The 18,850-nt window shown below is 48.8% G+C and carries 12 protein-coding genes and 1 pseudogene; 7 read left to right on the top strand and 6 right to left on the bottom strand.

All coding sequences use genetic code 11. The features are described 5' to 3' along the window. Positions 1-379 precede the first annotated feature (379 nt). Entirely contained in the window at positions 380-1,222 is an 843-nt protein-coding gene (locus tag AC1XDK_RS16775) for an acyl-CoA thioesterase (protein ID WP_483351112.1), read from the bottom strand. A 324-nt stretch (positions 1,223-1,546) separates the two neighbouring features. Then, positions 1,547-3,040: a class I adenylate-forming enzyme family protein gene (locus AC1XDK_RS16770; protein WP_483351111.1), complete on the bottom strand. Its 1,494-nt coding sequence runs from the start codon at positions 3,038-3,040 to the stop codon at positions 1,547-1,549. Between the two features lie 133 nt (positions 3,041-3,173). Here AC1XDK_RS16770 and AC1XDK_RS16765 point away from each other — a divergent pair, with 133 nt between their 5' ends. Both AC1XDK_RS16765 and AC1XDK_RS16760 read left to right on the top strand, forming a co-directional pair. Continuing rightward, positions 3,174-4,322 (top strand): acyl-CoA dehydrogenase family protein, encoded by a 1,149-nt coding sequence (locus tag AC1XDK_RS16765; protein ID WP_483351110.1) that lies wholly within the window; start codon positions 3,174-3,176, stop codon positions 4,320-4,322. A 768-nt stretch (positions 4,323-5,090) separates the two neighbouring features. Then, complete coding sequence (locus AC1XDK_RS16760) at positions 5,091-5,852, top strand: IclR family transcriptional regulator (RefSeq protein ID WP_483351109.1); 762 nt, start codon at positions 5,091-5,093, stop codon at positions 5,850-5,852. Positions 5,853-6,779: 927 nt separating this feature from the next. On the opposite strand, the gene AC1XDK_RS16755 is transcribed toward AC1XDK_RS16760, so the two are convergent. Together AC1XDK_RS16755 and AC1XDK_RS16750 are read right to left on the bottom strand one after the other, a co-directional pair. Further along, on the bottom strand, positions 6,780-7,544 hold the full coding sequence (locus AC1XDK_RS16755) for an IclR family transcriptional regulator (RefSeq protein WP_483351108.1): 765 nt from the start codon (positions 7,542-7,544) through the stop codon (positions 6,780-6,782). A gap of 352 nt (positions 7,545-7,896) precedes the next feature. After that, positions 7,897-9,609, bottom strand: a complete 1,713-nt coding sequence (locus AC1XDK_RS16750; RefSeq protein WP_483351107.1) for a (2,3-dihydroxybenzoyl)adenylate synthase — start codon at positions 9,607-9,609, stop codon at positions 7,897-7,899. Positions 9,610-9,800: 191 nt separating this feature from the next. On the opposite strand from AC1XDK_RS16750, the gene AC1XDK_RS16745 reads away from it, so the two are divergent. From AC1XDK_RS16745 to AC1XDK_RS16725, 5 genes and pseudogenes are all read left to right on the top strand, one after another. Continuing rightward, positions 9,801-10,100 (top strand): hypothetical protein, encoded by a 300-nt coding sequence (locus tag AC1XDK_RS16745; protein ID WP_483351106.1) that lies wholly within the window; start codon positions 9,801-9,803, stop codon positions 10,098-10,100. Beyond that, a complete protein-coding gene (locus AC1XDK_RS16740; RefSeq protein ID WP_483351105.1) occupies positions 10,100-11,581 on the top strand; it encodes a sodium:solute symporter family protein in 1,482 nt (493 codons plus the stop codon). The genes AC1XDK_RS16745 and AC1XDK_RS16740 overlap by 1 nt, the downstream gene beginning before the upstream one ends. A 138-nt stretch (positions 11,582-11,719) precedes the next feature. Then, positions 11,720-13,819 carry an oxidoreductase gene (locus AC1XDK_RS16735; protein ID WP_483351104.1) on the top strand — a complete coding sequence of 700 codons (2,100 nt, stop codon included), beginning with the start codon at positions 11,720-11,722 and terminating at the stop codon, positions 13,817-13,819. A gap of 994 nt (positions 13,820-14,813) precedes the next feature. Beyond that, a pseudogene (locus AC1XDK_RS16730) lies at positions 14,814-15,493 on the top strand (IS6 family transposase). Positions 15,494-15,793: 300 nt separating this feature from the next. Continuing rightward, positions 15,794-16,252, top strand: coding sequence for a MaoC family dehydratase (locus AC1XDK_RS16725; RefSeq protein ID WP_483351103.1), 459 nt, complete (start codon positions 15,794-15,796; stop codon positions 16,250-16,252). A gap of 112 nt (positions 16,253-16,364) precedes the next feature. On the opposite strand, the gene AC1XDK_RS16720 is transcribed toward AC1XDK_RS16725, so the two are convergent. Further along, a complete protein-coding gene (locus tag AC1XDK_RS16720) occupies positions 16,365-16,982 on the bottom strand; it encodes a helix-turn-helix domain-containing protein (RefSeq protein ID WP_483351102.1) in 618 nt (205 codons plus the stop codon). A gap of 721 nt (positions 16,983-17,703) precedes the next feature. Further along, positions 17,704-18,798 (bottom strand): alcohol dehydrogenase catalytic domain-containing protein, encoded by a 1,095-nt coding sequence (locus AC1XDK_RS16715; RefSeq protein ID WP_483351101.1) that lies wholly within the window; start codon positions 18,796-18,798, stop codon positions 17,704-17,706. Positions 18,799-18,850: the final 52 nt, after the last annotated feature.

Below are 18,850 nucleotides of genomic sequence, written 5' to 3'. Positions count from 1 at the left end.
TTTGAGGGGTAGAAGTGATTTGACGGGTGGGCACATTAGAAGTAGTAGTACTCTTGCCACTGCCGCTTTCGTGACTAAGCGGAAGTAACACCACCCGGTATCCTCTAACCAATCTGTGCACAGCTCATGTTATATCCATCACGAGATGATATTCGTCCCAACAATCTAGCGTATGGATGACTAATAGTCTTGTTTGCTGCCTTTATATCAGAAGATAATGGTTCTTGATCTTCTATATTATTAAAGTACAGGGCCTGTCATGCCGATCACCGTATAGAACTATCGTCAAGCCTTTATTATAATAAAATATCTAAGAACTGTTATAACAACAAAAATATATGACTAATCATTTGAAGCATTTGTGTGTTATTCGCCCCGCTCATTCAGTAGTAAATAGTGTACACATCGCAGGGGGGAATGATATTGGTTCACCTGACTCGTTAAAAATACTGAATTCGGTAATGCCCTCAATACTAGTCTGACCGTCGCTTTTGAAATGGTGCTTGATACGGAGCGTATCGTCGGTGATGGCTTGAACGTCTGATTCGATAGTTAGCGTTGACTCATACTGGACGGGTGAGATGAATTCCCATCGCCAGTTCGATAGGCGGAACGACTGGCGGTTTATACTTAGTGTGCCGAGGCTCCTTTCCTTTGATTCGAGGAAGCGCTCGAGAGCAACGTTGACGAACCTGGGGTACTCTTCGAAGTACGCGAGGTTGGACCCTTCGATATGTGGGCTTCGAATGTCGAATGATTCGGTAAAGGAGGGCAGAGACCCCTCAGCGTTCGCTTCATATGGGCCAATATTAGGGTCTAAATTTTCAAATGCGTCGCAGAATCTTTCCCGAGTCTTCTCGGGAAGTGGTTGTGCACCTCCTTCGGGTGCGATAGTAACGTGTATGATTCGCGCCTTTGCGAGTGGATTGCCGTCACTGTCCATCATCTCGTAGAGCAACTCGACGCTACTCCGACCGACCGAGATCGGTGTTGTCTCGACTGTCACCGTATCTCGGAACCCAGGATAACGGTAGATAGTCGTTGTTGCAACAACAGGCGCATATGGAATTCCACCCATCTCGACGATGTCTTCGAATGCGTGGTCGAATGCTTCCGTAATGACTTGCGTTGAGATGAGTTGGAAGTCAAAGAACCGTACACCGTGCATAAGCGGCCCAGCGAGTTCGCCAAACCGAACGTTATGTGTATCGATAGTTCGCACGTTATAATGGACGTGCGAAGTGCTAATAAATCTCTCGCTAAAGTGAATATAACCAATAGATGATGAGGTTAAATTAAGAGAAACGATGCTGTCCCGGTGTAGTGTGTTGAGTCATAAAGAGTGTTTGTTGAAACATGAGTAGGTTAGAGGTGATGTTGCTGTGTTGCTAGTCAATCATCAGAGGAGACGCGAGGGAATGTTTTTACCGAGTTCTTATTGGTCAATCAACTAGTTGACAGGACTTATCACAGCAATTCAATCTACGTTCGAATGTGGTTAGCAAGCACAGCTAGAGCGATCGGTTACGCTACCAGCATCGAATCTTTATTGACGATATTGATGGCGCTGTTTCTTCCCTGTCGCAGTCCGCTCAAGTTGATCGACAACCTGGTACTCCCGTGGGCGTTTATAGTCTGCTAATGATTTATTATCTTTACAGAATTCGTCGAGATCGTCAGTGTCGACACCATCACCAACGACAAACGCTTTGACCCGCTGGCCCCACTCTTCATCTTGAACCCCCACGACAATTGTTCCCTCAACAGTTGGGTACTCCTCGAGGGTTTCTTCTACCTCAATAGGTGAGACGAGTTCTCCGCCGCTTAGTATCATATCGTCTGCCCGACCAGTGATGCTGAGATACCCATCTTCGTCGATAACACCGAGGTCGTTAGAATAGCACCAACCGTCACGAAGTGAATCATTCGTTTGGTCTTGATTGCCGAAGTAATAATCCATCACGGAATCACCGTTGACGATGACTTCACCCTCCTCACCAGCTGAAACAGTGGCATCGTGATTGTCTGAACGGCTTCCTTCATACTCGATGACTCGAATACGCTTGTCGAAAGTTGGCCGACCCGCAGTACCGGCCTTTTCAGGGAGATCTTCAGGCCGAAGGATAGTATCTAAAAGAGTTTCGGAGGTCCCATAGCCGTTGTACACGTTCGGGGTAATAGTACTCATCAGTGTCTCCGCAAGATCTTGGGAGAGCGGCGATCCCATGCACATTAGGCACTCTAAAGATGAGAGATTACGTGAATCAATATTCTTGAGTTGGGCCATTCGCTGGGCGATAGTCGGAACCCCGACCATGTGAGACACGTTTTTGGATTCAATGAGAGTTGCGATAGACTCTGGTTCCCAGTCCGTAGTCACAAGGAGCGTACCGCCGGACGCTACGGTTGGATGAAGCGTGATATCAATGCCGCCTGCATGGAACCACGGAGAGACCTGTAATGCAACACTATCTTGAGAAAGACCGATACAAATCGAGCTTTCTTGAGCACGACTATACGCAGTCCGTGCAGTGTACGTGACACCTTTTGGAGCGCCAGTTGTGCCACTTGTGTATAAAATGTATGCTGGATCTGCCTCAGCTATGGGAATTTCTGGTGGAGCATCATTGTGCCCAGAGCCGATAAGTGATTGATATGATTCATCCATACCAGCGGAGTTTCCAACGGATACCTTCTGTGGTGATGCATAGATATTGTTGAGTGCTGCTTCGACAGTGTTGGCAACGCTCACATCGTAAATGACAACCTTCGGTGCCATATCTTTAAAAATATGTGTGAAATTATCAGCTGCCAGCATGAAATTCACTGGCACTGGCACGGCCCCGAGTTTATAACATGCATAGAGGGTCACCGGAAACTCAATTGTATTATACAGGACCATTGCGACACGGTCACCTTTTCGAACACCACGATCGGCAAGACTATTGGCGGCACGGTTCACTTCCTGGTTGAATTCGCTCCAAGTAAACGTCTCATTAGTATCGATTACTGAGAGCGCCGGGTTGTCTGCTCTCCACATGACGTTCCGTTCTAAGAGCTTGCGATGAGATATCACACGTCATCATGAGGGAAAATACATAATAGCTGTTCTGAAACCAACATATTTTGCGTTAACAGAAGAGTATAAGTAACCCTCTCGGTTTGTAATTTGTATGGAGTTGCTTAACGATAGCTTCGTCCCTGAGTACGCTCGCGAAATCAAGCAAGAAGCTAAAGAATTTGCCAATGAACAGATCGCCCCGAATGCTGAGGAATGTTTCCGTGAAGGGGAATATCCGTGGGAGATTTTAGAGGCCGGACAGGATGCTGGTCTCGTTGCCCAAGATATCGGTGAAGAGTTCGGTGGACGTGGTTTTGATCTCCAACAAGAGCTTGCAATGAGCGAGGAGTTCTTCCGCGCCGACGCTGGTCTCGGCCTCACCCTGCGGTTAGCGAGTGTTAACTGTGTAATTGTTGAACGGCATGGAACCCAAAAGCAAAAAGAAGAATTCCTCCGTCCAGTTGCCGAGTGCGAGGAGCTTTCCGGAATTGCAATTTCCGAGCCTGAACCTGGTGCATCGGATATGGCTGGGCTGACAACGCGTGCAGAAAAGGATGGAAATGAGTGGGTTCTCAATGGTGAGAAATATTGGGTTGGTAACGCCGTTGAGGCCGACTGGCTTACCGTTTACGCAAAGACTGGTGAAGGAAATGACCGTCATTCGAACTACTCGTTGTTCATTGTCCCGACCGCCCTTCCAGGCTATCAGGCTGAGCACATTCCCGAAAAAATGGGGATGCGTGCCTCCAAACAGGGTCACATCGTCTTTGACGACTGCCGAATCCCTGAAGAAAACCTGATCGGCAGTGAGGGTAACGGATTCCCTCTCCTGGCTGAATTTTTCAACCACGGACGTGTCATTGTCGCCGCAGGGGCAGTGGGACTCGCTGCAGCTGCCATCGAAGAGGCATGGGAGTTCGTTCACGAACGAGAAGCATTCGGCCAAACAGTTAGCGATTTCCAAGCAGTCCAGCATATGCTTGCAGATATGCGCACGGAATTCGAGGCAGCACGCTCTCTCACGTGGAACGCCGCAAAGGCGGTTGAGAATGACCAGAACCCTGGTCTTTGGGCATCAATGGCGAAGACGAAAGCTAGCGAAGTAGCTAACTTCTGTGCCGAGCGTGGAATGCAATTACACGGTGGACGGTCAATTCTTACTGATCGTCGGATTGCTCGTGTCTACCGTGACGTGAGAATTCCGATGATATATGAAGGTGCGAACGAAATCCAGAGGGACTTGATCTACAGTCAGCAATGAATACGGACGGTTGCCTTGTACAATTTCAAGAATTAATCCACTAGAGGTCGAGTGGAAAATGCCGCTGATTGGCGTTTGAAATCCTTATCTTTTCGATTAAACGGATATTCCGATAACAGATCCTGTTTGTAGCCGATATGACGATTCGTTCAAGACCTCTGACAACTCTCTCAACTGCTACATTATGCTCTGTCAGTATTCCCGTAAATGCTTCAAAGTATGTTAAGGGGGATTGTATTTTCTTGATGGGTGATCGAATCCTCTCCTGATCGTACCTTGAGATAACCGGTCCAATATAGGACGCTGACAGTGGCTTCCATTTCTAATTGATCGCTGCGAACCGTTTGTCATGTGGCGTTTAGTAGTGTTTCTAATGACTTCGACTGATCTGTGAGTCATCCTGAAACGGTCCTTTTATTGACTAAAATACGAAGGAGTGTACAATAATATCGTACGGCTCTCTTCTTTAGTCCCTTTATCCCAATCGGTTGGTTCAAAAATTGCGACTACACAAGTTCATACAAAGAGCAGACTTTACAGCTCTAGCACTGTAAGGAATGTGGGAATGGGAGTTTAATACAGACACGATATATATGGTAAATAATTATTGAAACGTCCAACAAAGTTGGACAACATTTCAATCGAATAAGTTACTTGTCGTTCGGTTCAAAAGAAATCAGCAGAGTTTCGCCAATATAAATCATTATTACAGAGCGATCTGTCCAATACCTTCGTACGTTTTATTAGGGTAGTGTGGCAACATTCTGCATGGACAAATCAGATCCGCCAATGAAATCGGTACAGTTCGCATTTGAGGTTATTGAAACGATTAGAAAGCTCGATGGGGCTGGTCCCTCGAAACTAGCTCGAGAGATGGAGATTCCGAAGAGTACAGCTCATGCTTACCTTCAAACTCTTCAGTCAAGCAAATACATCATCAATGACGACGGTGAATACCAGCTAAGCCACAAATTTCTCTCTATGGCATCGAAAATGAAAAGGGAAAATGACCTTGTACAGGCTGCAACTGGCGATCTCGAGAACCTTGCAAAATCAACGGGAGAGTTAACCGCACTCGTTATCGAAGAGGGCGGACGATCAGTTATGATTCTCGTTGAAGAGGGTGAACAGGCGATTGATGTAGGAATTTATCCTGGAATCACTACACCGCTTCATTCACAGGCAGCTGGAAAAGTACTTCTTGCACACATGCCGAAAAGTCGGTATAAAAAGGTGATCGAGACCTACGGACTAAAATGTGTTACTTCAAAGACAATCACTGATGATGGCCAGTTACAAAAAGAACTCGAGCAAATTCGAGAGGATGGCTTTGCTATTGATTGGAATCAACAAATTGAGGGGATGGGTGTAAACGCTGTACCACTCACGATCAATGATGGCGTTAAAGGAGCAATAGCAATTGCTTGTCCAACTGAACGAATAAAGAACGAAGAGTATCAGAAGGATTTGTTAAGAAAACTCCAAGAAACAAGGGAATCTATATCCATAAAATACCAATACGGAAATTGATACCGTGGGAAATTGGGAAGTATATAGATGATATCGCAAAATTGTTCGTCCACCGATCAATTGATGTAGTTGCTGAAGCCATACAATAAACGGTACTAACTAGCCAAAGAATAAACAGTTTCTGGAAACGAATGCAATAGCCGTCCAAAACCGTTACTTTGGAATCGAATCTGCTTGAGTGGTGGGATGATGAACGTACTGCAAGAGTCCTGAGAGCGCTCACAGTGCGACTTCACCGACCGGGATTTCGATTCATAAAACTGCCACCCGCTTGGGCAATTCAACGTGACCCGATTACCTCAGTCGGTGTCGCACTGGGTTTACCGCACTGCGGAGAACACCCCAGACCCGTCGAATGCTTCTCCTTCGTGGGCCGTGATCGACGAAATCATAGTGAAAATCGGTACCGATTAACCTGGCAGCACGGCGCAATCAACGTCGAGACGAAGCTGCTGCTCGGTGCGGTCGTGTCTGAGCATTGTGGCACGGACCAGTCGCCGCGTTTATCGGCTAGCTAGCCGATAAACACGACTTCTCTGAGACGACGTTTCTCGTCGACGAAATGGGCTACATGGCTGCACTCGCACGGTGCGATCTCCGCGGTCATCTTGACTATGTCGACCGGATATTGATCGGCAAGTGGTTCCAAACATTTACAATGCGGATCAATCGCTTCCATCAGACGTGGATTGGCGGCGAACTAGCGCGCAGCTCTGGCTCAGCCGCCTTTGTCTACTACTATAACTTCCAGCGACCGAATCAAGCGCTTGAAAATCGCACACCTGTCGAGGAGGTGCCGAATTGTTGACTAGATAGTAGCAATTGAAATCACTTGAGTATCGCAATGCCTTGTATAGCGTACCGTTACAGCACTAACTATGTAATACGGAGGAAGGATTCAACTGAAGATATAAATATGGGGCAAATTTACGAATAAGATATTTTAAGTTTAAACTCCTTGACGGCTCCTATGACTAGTTCTGGGAGATCTGATTCAAACCAATCACCTCGCATCCGGTGAGATGGTCCCGCGACGACAAGACTTCCAAGCAGTTCGTCGTTCGAATCAAAGGCAGGTGCAGCAACTGCGTACAGCCCGTCAGTGTAATCCCCACGCGCGGACGCATATCCGTCTTCTCGCACCTCGGCGAGTTCTGTTCGAAGTTCGTCCACATCGGTCACCGTGTACTCAGTCCGCGCTGGAAGACCGTGTTCCTCAATGATTATGTCTTGTCGCTCTGCCGGGAGAAATGCTAAGATCGCTTTACCCGAGGCTGACTGATGAAGGAAAAGATTTCCCCCGACCCGTGCTTCTGATGGAACTCCTTCTGCGCCCATCTCACAGTAAATGAACGTTCCAATACCTTGTTCTTCTACGAGAAACCCTACAAACTCACTCGTCTGAGTCGCAACCTGTTTGACGATATTTTTTGATTGTCGGTGGAAAGAGTACCGTTCCCGAGATGCGCCACCAAAACGTAGGAACTCTAGACCCAGTACATACTGGTTACCATCCTTTGTGACGAATCGCCGATTCTGGAGAGTCTTGAGATGGCGATGAACCGTACTTTTGGAGACATCGAGTTCATCTGAAATCGCTGTCAGGGGTGCTTCCTCAAGCCTGTAAAGGGTTTCAAGAATTTCAAGAAGTGTTTCGTCCGATTTTATCGTTTTCCGGTTATTTGTTCCCATGGCTCGTCTGTATGGGTGTGTCACACATAGTTTTTCCGTCTCATGCAACAGACCATCATCAAATTATGTGTGGTAATAACATGGTGAGTTGAATTGCACAGGACGGAACACGAGTAACTCTCGACGAAAGTGAAAATATAGTGTGACTTTTTGATAATTGTGCTACAATGATATGGTAATCTTCCAATATTAGTATTATCCAAAAAATAGGAAGGTGGATATAATATGATTGAACGATAATGTGGTATTGCACAACATCCAATAAGAGCACTAGGGACAGAAAAGTGGTAAAATACAGAACCTGGAGGATTCGAAATAAGGCAGGGCAGCAGAAAAAGTCCCGACTGGCTGGTTACCTAAACTCTGATTCCGTGGTGTCAGACGAAGATGAGAAGTTTTCCTTGAGGGACTTTTTCTCAATTTTACCAACCTCGGTTCGGGGTAGTGAGTTAACTATTTCTAGTCGCTCTGGGTGCTTAAACACTGCAATCCCTCGATCAGCCAGGAACGATGTAACTTTTTCAAGCGTGAGTTCCTCCGTGTCATCAGCGAGTTCAATAAAAGCAACCGGCTGCTCACCGAGACGTTCGTCTGGCATTCCGACGAGAGCGGCATTAAGAATTTGTGGATATTCAATAAGTTCATCTTCAATACCGGGCGCATAGATATTCTCACCTCCACGGATGATGGTATCCTTAATTCGTCCATACACTTCGAAATTACCGTCTGAACGCTTTGCGAGGACGTCTTCGGTAAAGAACCAACTGTCATTGGTGAAATTCTCCATGTTTTCTTCGTTGTTCCGGAAATAGCCGGTGAAGTAGCCGGGACCACGAACAGCAAGCTCGCCTGCCTTCTCGGTCGTTAATTCATGCTCCCGGTCTCCGTCGACGATGCGGAGTTCGTCCGCTTCAGGGGCGATAGGACGTCCAACGGTATTTGCCTGAATCTTGATATCGTCTTCAGGACGTGTACAGATGAGCGGTCCCTCTGCCATTCCAAAAATGTTGCAAAAGCCGACATCCCAACGTTCGACCGCATCTTCTACAACTGCCGGTGGCACTTTTTGCCCACCACTGACGAGAACTCGAAGTGAAGTGAGGTCGTATTTGTCCACGTCGGGATGCTCAAGAATGTCGAGTATTTGTGTTGGCATTGGAAGCGTGTAGCTTCCACCGACACGCTCGATGAATTCCATAAGTGCATCCGGTTTGAGTACCGGCTCGACTGCGACAGTTGCACCTTCCCAGAGTGCTGCGCCGACGATACAGTTCAGCGAGGCATTATGACCAATAGGAACACTTGGGAAAGCGACCCAGCTGTGCTCTACGGATGCAACCTCCGCCATATGTTTCCACTGAAAAATATAGTCATTATGTGTTCGAGGGATTGCTTTTGGAAGTCCAGTGGTTCCCCCCGAGAGTAACATAACACCAGGTTCTGAAGGGTCTACGACCGTCTTTGAGACTTTACTACCATGTTGTTCGGTCCACTTTGGATGACGAAGATTGTCAAACATGGTACATCCATCAGTCGAAGTCGTCTTCTCATCAGTAAGCGCTATGATATGGTCTAATGGTTCCTGGGACTCTTGAACACGTTGTGCGAGATCCACGTAATCAAACCGAGATGGATAGCGGTCGAAATCTACGACGTATGCACGCGCGTCGGTCAGATCAACGACGTGCTTTGCCTCTGCTTCCCGATGTCGGGGGAGTACCATAACGGGGATGACCCCGATTCGAGAGCAGGCGATAAATGCCTCGAGAAATTCTGCGCAGTTTGGTAGTTGAAAGACAACTCGTTCATTTGGCTGCAAACCTAGCTCACCGACAAGGTATGCCGCGATGTGCTTAGTGTTCGCTGCGAGTTCGGCGTACTTGAACTCGTTGTGCGGTCCAATAAGTGCCCTACGGTCAGGCGTCTCTGCTGCGTGCTGATCGATTACTTCATGAAACGTTGTATTGCGCCAGTATCCTGCCTCAACGTAGGCCTGTTGATGTTCCTTGTCAAATGGGTCATATCCGGTTAGCGATGCTGGGTCAGCAAACTCCTCTTTCGTCATGATTACGAACACACCTTGTTGGTAAGGGTTCATAAATCTAATTCGTCAATAGTAGTATTACCCCAAAATCGCGTGCTGGTTACTTGTTGCCCTAGGTTTTGCTCTTTCAGCGATTTCTTTCTGATTCAAACCACCATCATTATACATCAGTAATATTCAAGTGCCCTCCCTTTCATATGTGGGACTGTAACATGATGGGTGATAGCTCCTGGGCGCCTAAGCGTCCAGCTCGAGCAGTCTTGTTAGCAGCCGTAGTGGCGATGGTTATCTTGCATCAAAGTGAATTAGTTGGATTAATGAATTCACAGACACTGGTGCTGGGTTGGCTTCCTATACAGATTATGTACGACATCGTATACTTGATTGTCGGTGTACTCATCCTCTCGGTGATGTACATTGTATCACCAGAACCTCCTGCTGAACATGAAGCAACGGTCGAAACAAGCACCGAAACTTCCGATTCGGACGTTCTTTCGGGAGGTAGTGACTGATGGGCTCTGGTTCGAATTTTCTCATCGTCGGTATCACTGCAGTTTATCTGCTAATCGTTCTAGGAATTGGGCATCTTGCTGCGAATGTCACAGGTACCTCGCGTGAAGATTACCTAATGGCTGACCGATCATTCAGCACATTGATTTTGTTGGCCGCACTGTTCGCTACGAACATGACCGCGGTCGTGATGATTGGTGCTCCTGGGCTGGCTTACAGGGCTGGAGCGGGTGCATTCGGGTTCTTTGTCGTTTTGTTCGCATTTCTGTTTCCAGTCTTTTTGATGACTGTCGGGTACCGGATCTGGCTGGTAGGAAAAGAGTTCGGTCACATCACCCCTGCTCAGATTATCAACGACCGCTGGGACGCGACGTATCTCGGTGTACTCGCGATGGGAATGCTGACCATCTGGACTGTCCCCTATCTCCTCGTTGGGGTTCAGGGAGGCGGCATTGTCTTCGAGTCACTAACAAACGGTCTCATCCCCTACTGGGGAGGTGCTGCTATCGTTTTATTGGTGGTTGGCGGCTATGTCTATCAGGGAGGTATGCGTGGAACCGGGTGGACGAATGCTTTTCAGGGGGTCGTATTTATCGTGTTCCTCTTGGTAATGTTTGTTTGGATTCCGATGCGATCCGGGGGTTTCGTCGAAGCGACGAATGCGGTTTCCCAGATTAAGAACGGTGCACTCTTGAACCGAGCGGGAATCCCCCCGTTTCAACCAAAGATTTGGTTCTCACAAGGCCTCATCGTGGCATTCGGTGCGTTCATGTTTCCCCATTTGTTCATCCGGTACATGACCGCTAAGTCCGTCAAGAATCTCCAACAGACCGCTGTTCTGTACCCGATCGCCGTCATCGTCGTCTGGGTACCGGCTGTGTTGCTAGGCTTCTGGGGCGTTAATTTAGTCCCAAATCTATCAAATCCTGATTTCATCCTTCCGGCGATGGTCGGGGAATACCTCCCTGTCTGGGTTGTTGGATTTGCTTTGGCTGGCATTCTCGCCGCGCTCATGTCCAGCCTCGACGGACAGGTACTTACGCTGAGCACATTCTTCACCGAGGACATCCTCCGTCCGTTCTTCAACGTAAATGAATCCCACGAGATATACTACACGCGGGCTTTCCTGATTGCAATCTTTTTGGCGGCGTTTGTGGGGGCGATGATTACTCGGGACACGATCGTTGATACTGCGACGTTCGCATTCTCGGGGTATGCGCTGATGTTCTTCCCGATTTGTGCAGCCTTTTACTGGCGTCGATCCAACAAATACGCTGCCTTCGTTGGACTGGTGTGGGGATTCATTGGTCTTTGGGCGTTTGAACTGGGATTAGTTCCAGCACATTTGTCGTTTGGATTCCTTCCGTTTATCCCACTCGCGGTAGGTCAATTAGTCTTGATGGTTCTTGTCGCATATGTGACGCCGGAACCACCCACGAACAAAGTCTCGAAGTACGAACAACTCTTTGAGGACGTATGGTAAAACGAGTTCCTATGGACTAAGTTATAATACGCTTCAATCACGATGTACCGATACGGTCGACACAAATAACGAATGGTCTTGCTGACCTTTCGGCAACTATAGCGGTCCAATTATCCGAGCAAGTCAAACACCTAATCCATGAAAATCAATACGATTGGCGGCGGACCAGGAGGTCTGTACGCAAGTCTACTCCTGAAGAATAGGCATCCAGACTGGGACGTTACGGTATTCGAACAAAACCCACGAGGCGTGACATATGGGTGGGGCATCGTCTTCCCAAACCGAACGCTCTCGAATCTCGCGGACGCAGATCAATCGTCACACAAAGCTATCATTGATACCTTCGATCGTTGGGATCCATTCGACATTGAATACGAGGGCGAAAAGTTCCGGTGTAGTGGGAACACCTTTGCAAGTATGATGCGAACCGACCTTCTCGCAGTTCTCCAAGAGCGTTGTGAGGAGGTGGGGGTCGAACTGCAGTACGAAACCGAGATAACGAACCCTGCCATCCTCGCTGACGAGGCCGACCTCTGTCTTGTAGCTGATGGAATCAACAGTCAGACCAGAGACACCTTCTCTGAGGAGTTCGGCACGGAGGTCAACGAGGGGAGCGTGCACTTCTCCTGGTTCGGGACCGACGCGCATTTCGATGCACTCACACACATCTTCGTTGAGAACAAGGACGGAATCTGGTGCGCTCACACTTATCCGGGGCCCACGAGCACGTTCATTGTCGACTGCGACGCTGCAACGTGGAAGCGATCTGGTCTCGCAGACATGGAAGAAGATGAGTACCTCACCTATCTCGAAGATGTGTTCTCAGAGTATCTTGACGGCAATCCGATTCTCTCTCAGCAGGACCGCTGGCAACGGTTTCGGACTATTACGAACGAACACTGGTACCATGAGAACATGGTACTCGTCGGTGATGCCGCCCACACCGCACACTACTCAATCGGATCCGGAACGACGCTGGCGATGGAGGACGCCATCGGATTAATGGAGGCTTTTGAAAAACACGATGAGATCGAGCTCGCACTCTCGTCCTACGAAGCATCTCGGAAGCCGTTCGTCAACACCCTACTGTCAGCGGCCGAACGGAGTCGAATTCACTTCGAAGATATCGAACGGTACTATGACCTTCCAGCGAGACAATTCGCCCTCCATCACTTAACGCGGAGCGGTCGACTCACCTATGGAAGTCTGCAACGGCGAGATCCGTCTTTTATTGATGCTTTCGATGAATGGTTCGCTGAACAGACGCCCGGCGATTCGGTGACGCGATCACCAGCGTTCCAGGAAGTTCAGATCTCTAACTCCACCATTTCCAACCGTTTTGTCCGTGTACTTGAACCAACAATGTCATCAACCGACGGTACACCGTCAGAGGCGCAGCTAGCCACGTTCACCGCGGCCGCAACTGATTCCCCTGGGCTTCTGCTCACGGAACCTCTGGCAATTGCTCCAGAAGCACGTCCCTCCGTCGGGAGTTCTGGACTCTACACCGATAATCACACTGCTGTATGGCAGGACACTATTCAGTCAACTCCTGAACATGTGACTACTGGGGCGCATCTCATTCACGCCGGCTCAAACAGTGCACGTGAGCCACAGGTGTTTGGCCACGGTGTGCCTGCTGACCGCGAATCGACCTGGGCACCTCGACTCAGCGATGAGTATCCCATTCCACCGCGGGAGTTCAACGTAGACAGAATTAACGAAGCCGATCGAGATGATATCGTTGTGGACTTCGTTGCTGCAGTCCAGCGGGCTGACGTCGCTGGATTCGATTATATCCAACTTCACGCGGCAAAGGATACCTTACTTGGTCAGTTCTTAACCACGTCGGATGCGCCGCTCAAGGAACGAATTCAGTTTCCAGAACGGGTCGTTGAGGAAGTGTCGGACACGTTATCGGGCGAAAAGCCACTCGGTGTGACGCTCTCCGTATCCGACAGCAAAGAAGCCGGTCTATCGCTTGATGATGCTTTCGTGGTCGCTCGCGCGCTTTCAAAAGTCGGATGCGATGTCGTGGCACCAGTCGATACCGCTCTTGGTGACCGGAATCTAAGGCAGAAAGGACCGAGCGATTTTAGCGATGATATTCGAAATGAAGTAGGGATAAAAACCTTAGCAACTGTCCCTACAATGTCTATCAACAAGGTGAACACACTTGTCGCGACTGGCCGTGCCGATCTCTGTGTGTTCTCACGGTCGCCACCAGTGGACAAATAATCCAACAGGACGACAGCAACTTTCGGTGTAAGAGTCCATATAGATAGACGCAGTGGTTGGCTACGGTGACTGACGGTCCGAAGTACGCACACCATCACATCGTCGTTCTCCATTCGTAACTTGGCTCCCAGAGAACGCCCATTATCACATATTTGGGACTCATTATGCTTCATAAGGCGGTTAAACATTTGTCTTCTTATGCGATTCGCTCGATATAACCAGGGTCGACTAGGTTGTTGGCCGACGAATACGGGGTCATTACCGCACAGGCCGGTTCCGGAATCATCATTGCAGACCGTATCCAGTGTGGCGGAGGGACACTACCTACACTCACCGAGGAGACCCGCCGAACGGCTGAGGAGATTCTAACGGGTATCACCTACTCGGGTAACCCAGTGGATACGGGACGGCCGATGAGATCGTTATCAAAGCCAATGATGAATTATATTGTGGATACTATACAATATAAGACGGAACAAACTTACTTCTCAATAACAAATTATATTATTTACACATTACTGAGTCGGAAGATGCAATTCTGCCCGATTTGGCCCAGAAGCACTATCTTTCAAGCATTGTGTTTTTCGTTAATGGCTACGGTTATATGATTGTCTTCCTTGGAATTCGATTGATTGGTCGACTCAAACATAAATGGGGTATTCTGTCCAATAGATAATCTCACGCACTCAAAACGCTGATTGACTGGTCTATCTGTTGTCGGTTAGTCCTTTGCTGAATATCAATAGTGAATTGAATAATATATGAAATATTGAAATTAGCAGCCACCGCACCATATATCAACAGCGTAATATATAAAAAAGAATGAACTAGACGATGCTTTCGAGTTATTGATTATATTGATAATTTATTGAGATCGAGCTTGATGCTTCACGAATTCTTTGTTGCAGTTGACCCTGATATGATTCATCCCGCACACGATCTCTCGGCGGGCACTGTCTAGATAAGGACGAGTAGGTTGAAGAGTTAGTGATTGATGCTACTCTCAAACCTGCTCAAAAAGAGTTTAGAGACGGTTACGCTTGAATGTTGGGAGCGTGAGCGGACGGCGACGCCCGTCAGGGCGTTCGCCGTCCGGCTCCACGCGACCGGTTGTTCGCTCAGGGAAACAAAAGCGATTCTTGTGCTCATCGGCGTAAAACGGTCGCATCAAGCGATTTTTCAATGGGTTCATCGGCTATCTGACAGCGTGTCCGACCCGCCGTCGGCGACGCCGACGCGGGTCGCGGTCGACGAAACCGCTGTCAAAATCAATGGCGAATGGTCTTGGGTGTACGCTGCAATAGACACCGAAACAAAGCTGCTGCTCGATGTCAAAGTGTTTGATCGGCATGGCACTGATCAAGCGGCTACGTTTCTGTCTGGATTGGCCGAGAAACACGATTTCTCGGACACCGTGTTTCTCGTTGATGGCTACAGGTATCGGCCTTCCCTCTTTCAAATTAGATTGGCGATCAGTTCAATTATACAGATCGAAACTTAATCGAAAAATGGTTTCACACACTCAAACAGCGCATCGATCTCTTCAAGACGTCATGGGTGGGTAGTTGGCCGAGCATCCAGAAGTGGCTTGAACAGTTTGTGCATTACTATCACCATCAGCGACCGCATCAATCCCTTAACGACCGGACACCTGTCGAGGAGGAATTAAACTAGACAGTGCCTCGTATCATTAAGTTAATAATGTAGGCTATTTCTCACTATTCGGTAGTAAACAGCAGTCACTCCATCAACTCTCTTTGTGTTTTAAGTGGAATTATACTACCACCAGAACCATCAAATCGATCTATGTACAGCTCGTGCAAATCTCGCATTTCGCAGACTTCGACCACGGTAGTCCTTCTTATAAACTCCATTGGATTACAAACACCTCTCGTTCTCATAGGGATTTGAAACCACCACTACACCAGGAGGCGAGCGAAACCTACTTTGAGCACACGCGACTACATTGGAGACATGTCGACACTTTACCTCGAGGACATCGAACCAGGAGACGTCAGGGAGCTCGGGAGTTTCACACTGAGCGAGGACGACATCGTCGAGTTCGCGCGGCGCTACGACCCGCAACCGATACACGTCGAGCCGGAACGGGCCCGAGAATCCGCGTTCAATGGGTTGATCGCGAGCGGTTGGCAGACCGCAGCCTCGTGCATGCGTCTACTGGTCGACGGGTTCCTGAACGAGACGGTCAGCATGGGTTCGCCCGGCCTTGAGGAACTCCGGTGGACTTGCCCTGTCCGCCCTGGGGACGAGATCCGTGTCAAGAACGAGGTGCTCGACGTGCGGGCCTCGGAGTCCCGCGACGACCGCGGGTACGTCCGGAACCGTACGGTCGCCTATGACGGAGACGACGAACCCGTTCTCACGTGGGTGGGGACGAACATCATCGCGCGACGCGGCGACGAGCGCGAGTAGCTCAACGTCCGCACTCGCGGGGCGGACTCCGGGATCCTATGCAGGCCTCTCGGGCTATCCTGGCGGACATCAGTTTCCAAAACCCGCATGTGTTGGTTCTATATGGTTATAATCACTCGCTTTGACTTAAATCGTCTACTTCTTCTTGGTTGATACCTCTCGCGATCGAACCGTCGTCTGTATTGATATCGGTCCGATTCGCGAGGTATCCTCGTCCCTCTTTGGTTTCGATGAGCATGTCATCGAATATTTTGGAGTCTGTATTGAATTTGTGAAGATTATGAACGGAAGTAGTATCGAATTCGTCTATCATCTCGCCCTGCTCTTCGAAGAACGCCGTTACCCAGTCGTCCATTTGTTGGTTAGTTCGGAACTGAGTGATTAATTGCCACCGGTACTTGCTATCGGCGTTGAAGAACATTAGCACGTGTGGATCCTCGATCAGCTTCTCGCGACATTTCTCCCAATTATCCTTAAAATTCGGGTAGTGGAAAGCGATACGGAAAATATAGTGGTTAAAGAGTGTTCGACGCGGAAGAACTGTTTTTTGGAATAGATCCTCTGACTGCATCTCTCGGAGCAGCGTATTAACATGATTGTGTGAGAGGTGAATGTCGTACTCCTCGCTAAGGAGCTTGCTGAGTTCTCGACTGGACGCTGTCGGGTTTGCGACTCGAGCCTGCAGTAGAGCAATATCGCGCGGTTTTATGTCATCTGATTGGTCTGCCATACCTATTCTCGATTTACTTGCCGTGAAGGTAAAAATGTCGCTAGTCTCCAGTCTACTTGTGTCACATAACGCAATGGTCGTGTATTTCGTGCAGTCACGACTCACTGTGAGGACTTTTGTTCGACACTGATATGCCATTTCGAAGACTAAATTAACCAAATAAACGATGGAATTTCTCCCCTGAAACTGCGAAACACGAAAAGTCTATAGGTAAGAGAGTACTCCGATATTCATCGAGACACCGTTTTGGAAACCCCAGATCAACTTGAGATTGTGTATCTCGACACTGTCAAAACGGTCGTCGTTATTGTACCTCCCCTCGACTGTTCGGATCTTCGTTGTCAAAGAGTGGCGACAGAGCTTCGAGCAATTCAATATTGGTTTGTCGGGCGCCCAGTTTGAGCCAACCGATGAAACATCGGAAGTAACCGCTCATCGCTAACTCTAAAGCAACGGGAAACCAAACCGACCGTCTGGTTCCGAAGCAGACGTTCGAACCGCTCGATAGTTTTCTCCGTACGACGAGTCACTTTTTCACCGCTCCTGACTAGAACGCCTGAGCCGGACGCAAACAAACAAATTTGAGCCCAAACAGAGTCATCCGTGTTGCATTGGACGTAGGTTTACAATGAGAAATATTCGACATAGAAGACCGTTATCGCACTCCTATATTGTCTTGATTTCGAGGACAACCGTTGACCGACACCGCTTTGACGGTAGGTCACGGACCGGGTTCGAAGCGAACGACGCTTCGAACGCCTTTGCTCGTCTCAAGTGCTTTGAATGCGTCGTCAAGCTCACTGATCTCGTATCGGTCAGTCAGTATCGCCTCCAGATTTAGATCGTTGTTTTGGTACATCTTTACGTATTTGGGAATATCCACATGTGGTTGCGTGAATCCAACAATGTTTCCGATTACCTCGATGCCACTGGTAAAGAGCCCGAGATCGAGCTCAACAGGATCGGATCCGCTTGTTCCGGTGATGACGGCTGTTCCGCCGGGACCAAGCGATTCGATCGATTGCGTGACAGTCGTTGGAGAACCGATACACTCGAATGCATAGTCAACGGAGCTACCCGAGGCATTGATAGCATCGATGGGATCCGTCACGGATGCATCGATCGTCTTCGTCGCACCGATTTCCTGCATTGTCGCTAGTGTCTCAGCATCCAGATCGATGGCAATGATTTCGCCAGCACTAACTGCATTCGCTGCGAGAATCACCCCCGCGCCGACGCCCCCACATCCGAAGACGGCAAGAGTTTCACCGCATGCGACCTCTGCGATATTAGTAACCGCACCTATCCCGGTCGTCACTCCACATCCGAGCAGTGCGCCTATTTCGAACGGAAGCGTCTCATCTATCGGAACAACTTGACGCTCGGGGATAACGGCCATACTAGCGAACGATGACTGCGCATAGAAGTGATTGATCGGAACGTCCAATCGGCTGAGACGACGTGTTCCATCCAACATCCGACCACGGGTTTCTTTACGAATTTGGCAGAGATAGGATTGGCCACGCTGACAGTACTGACAGTCACCACATGATGGGAGAACCCAGAGGACGACGTGATCTCCTGGATTAACAGTGGTAACATTGTTTCCGACAGCTTCAACGATGCCGGATCCCTCATGACCGAGAACGACTGGAAATTTGGTTCTTTCACTGGTATACGCGTGATAGTCGGTATGACAGACACCGGTCGCGCGCACGTCGACTAGGACTTCGTCTGGCTTCGGATCATCAAGCGCGACGCTTTCAACGGTGTGTGTTCCTTGTCCGTGAGATACTGCAGCGGTTATCTCGTGCATGACTACCACCGTCTACTACTGTGAACGTTCGATTCTGGGCTGGTAACACGAT

It is taken from the genome of Haladaptatus sp. HS23, assembly GCF_056892285.1.
This window is presented reverse-complemented; position numbering and strand designations above follow the sequence as displayed.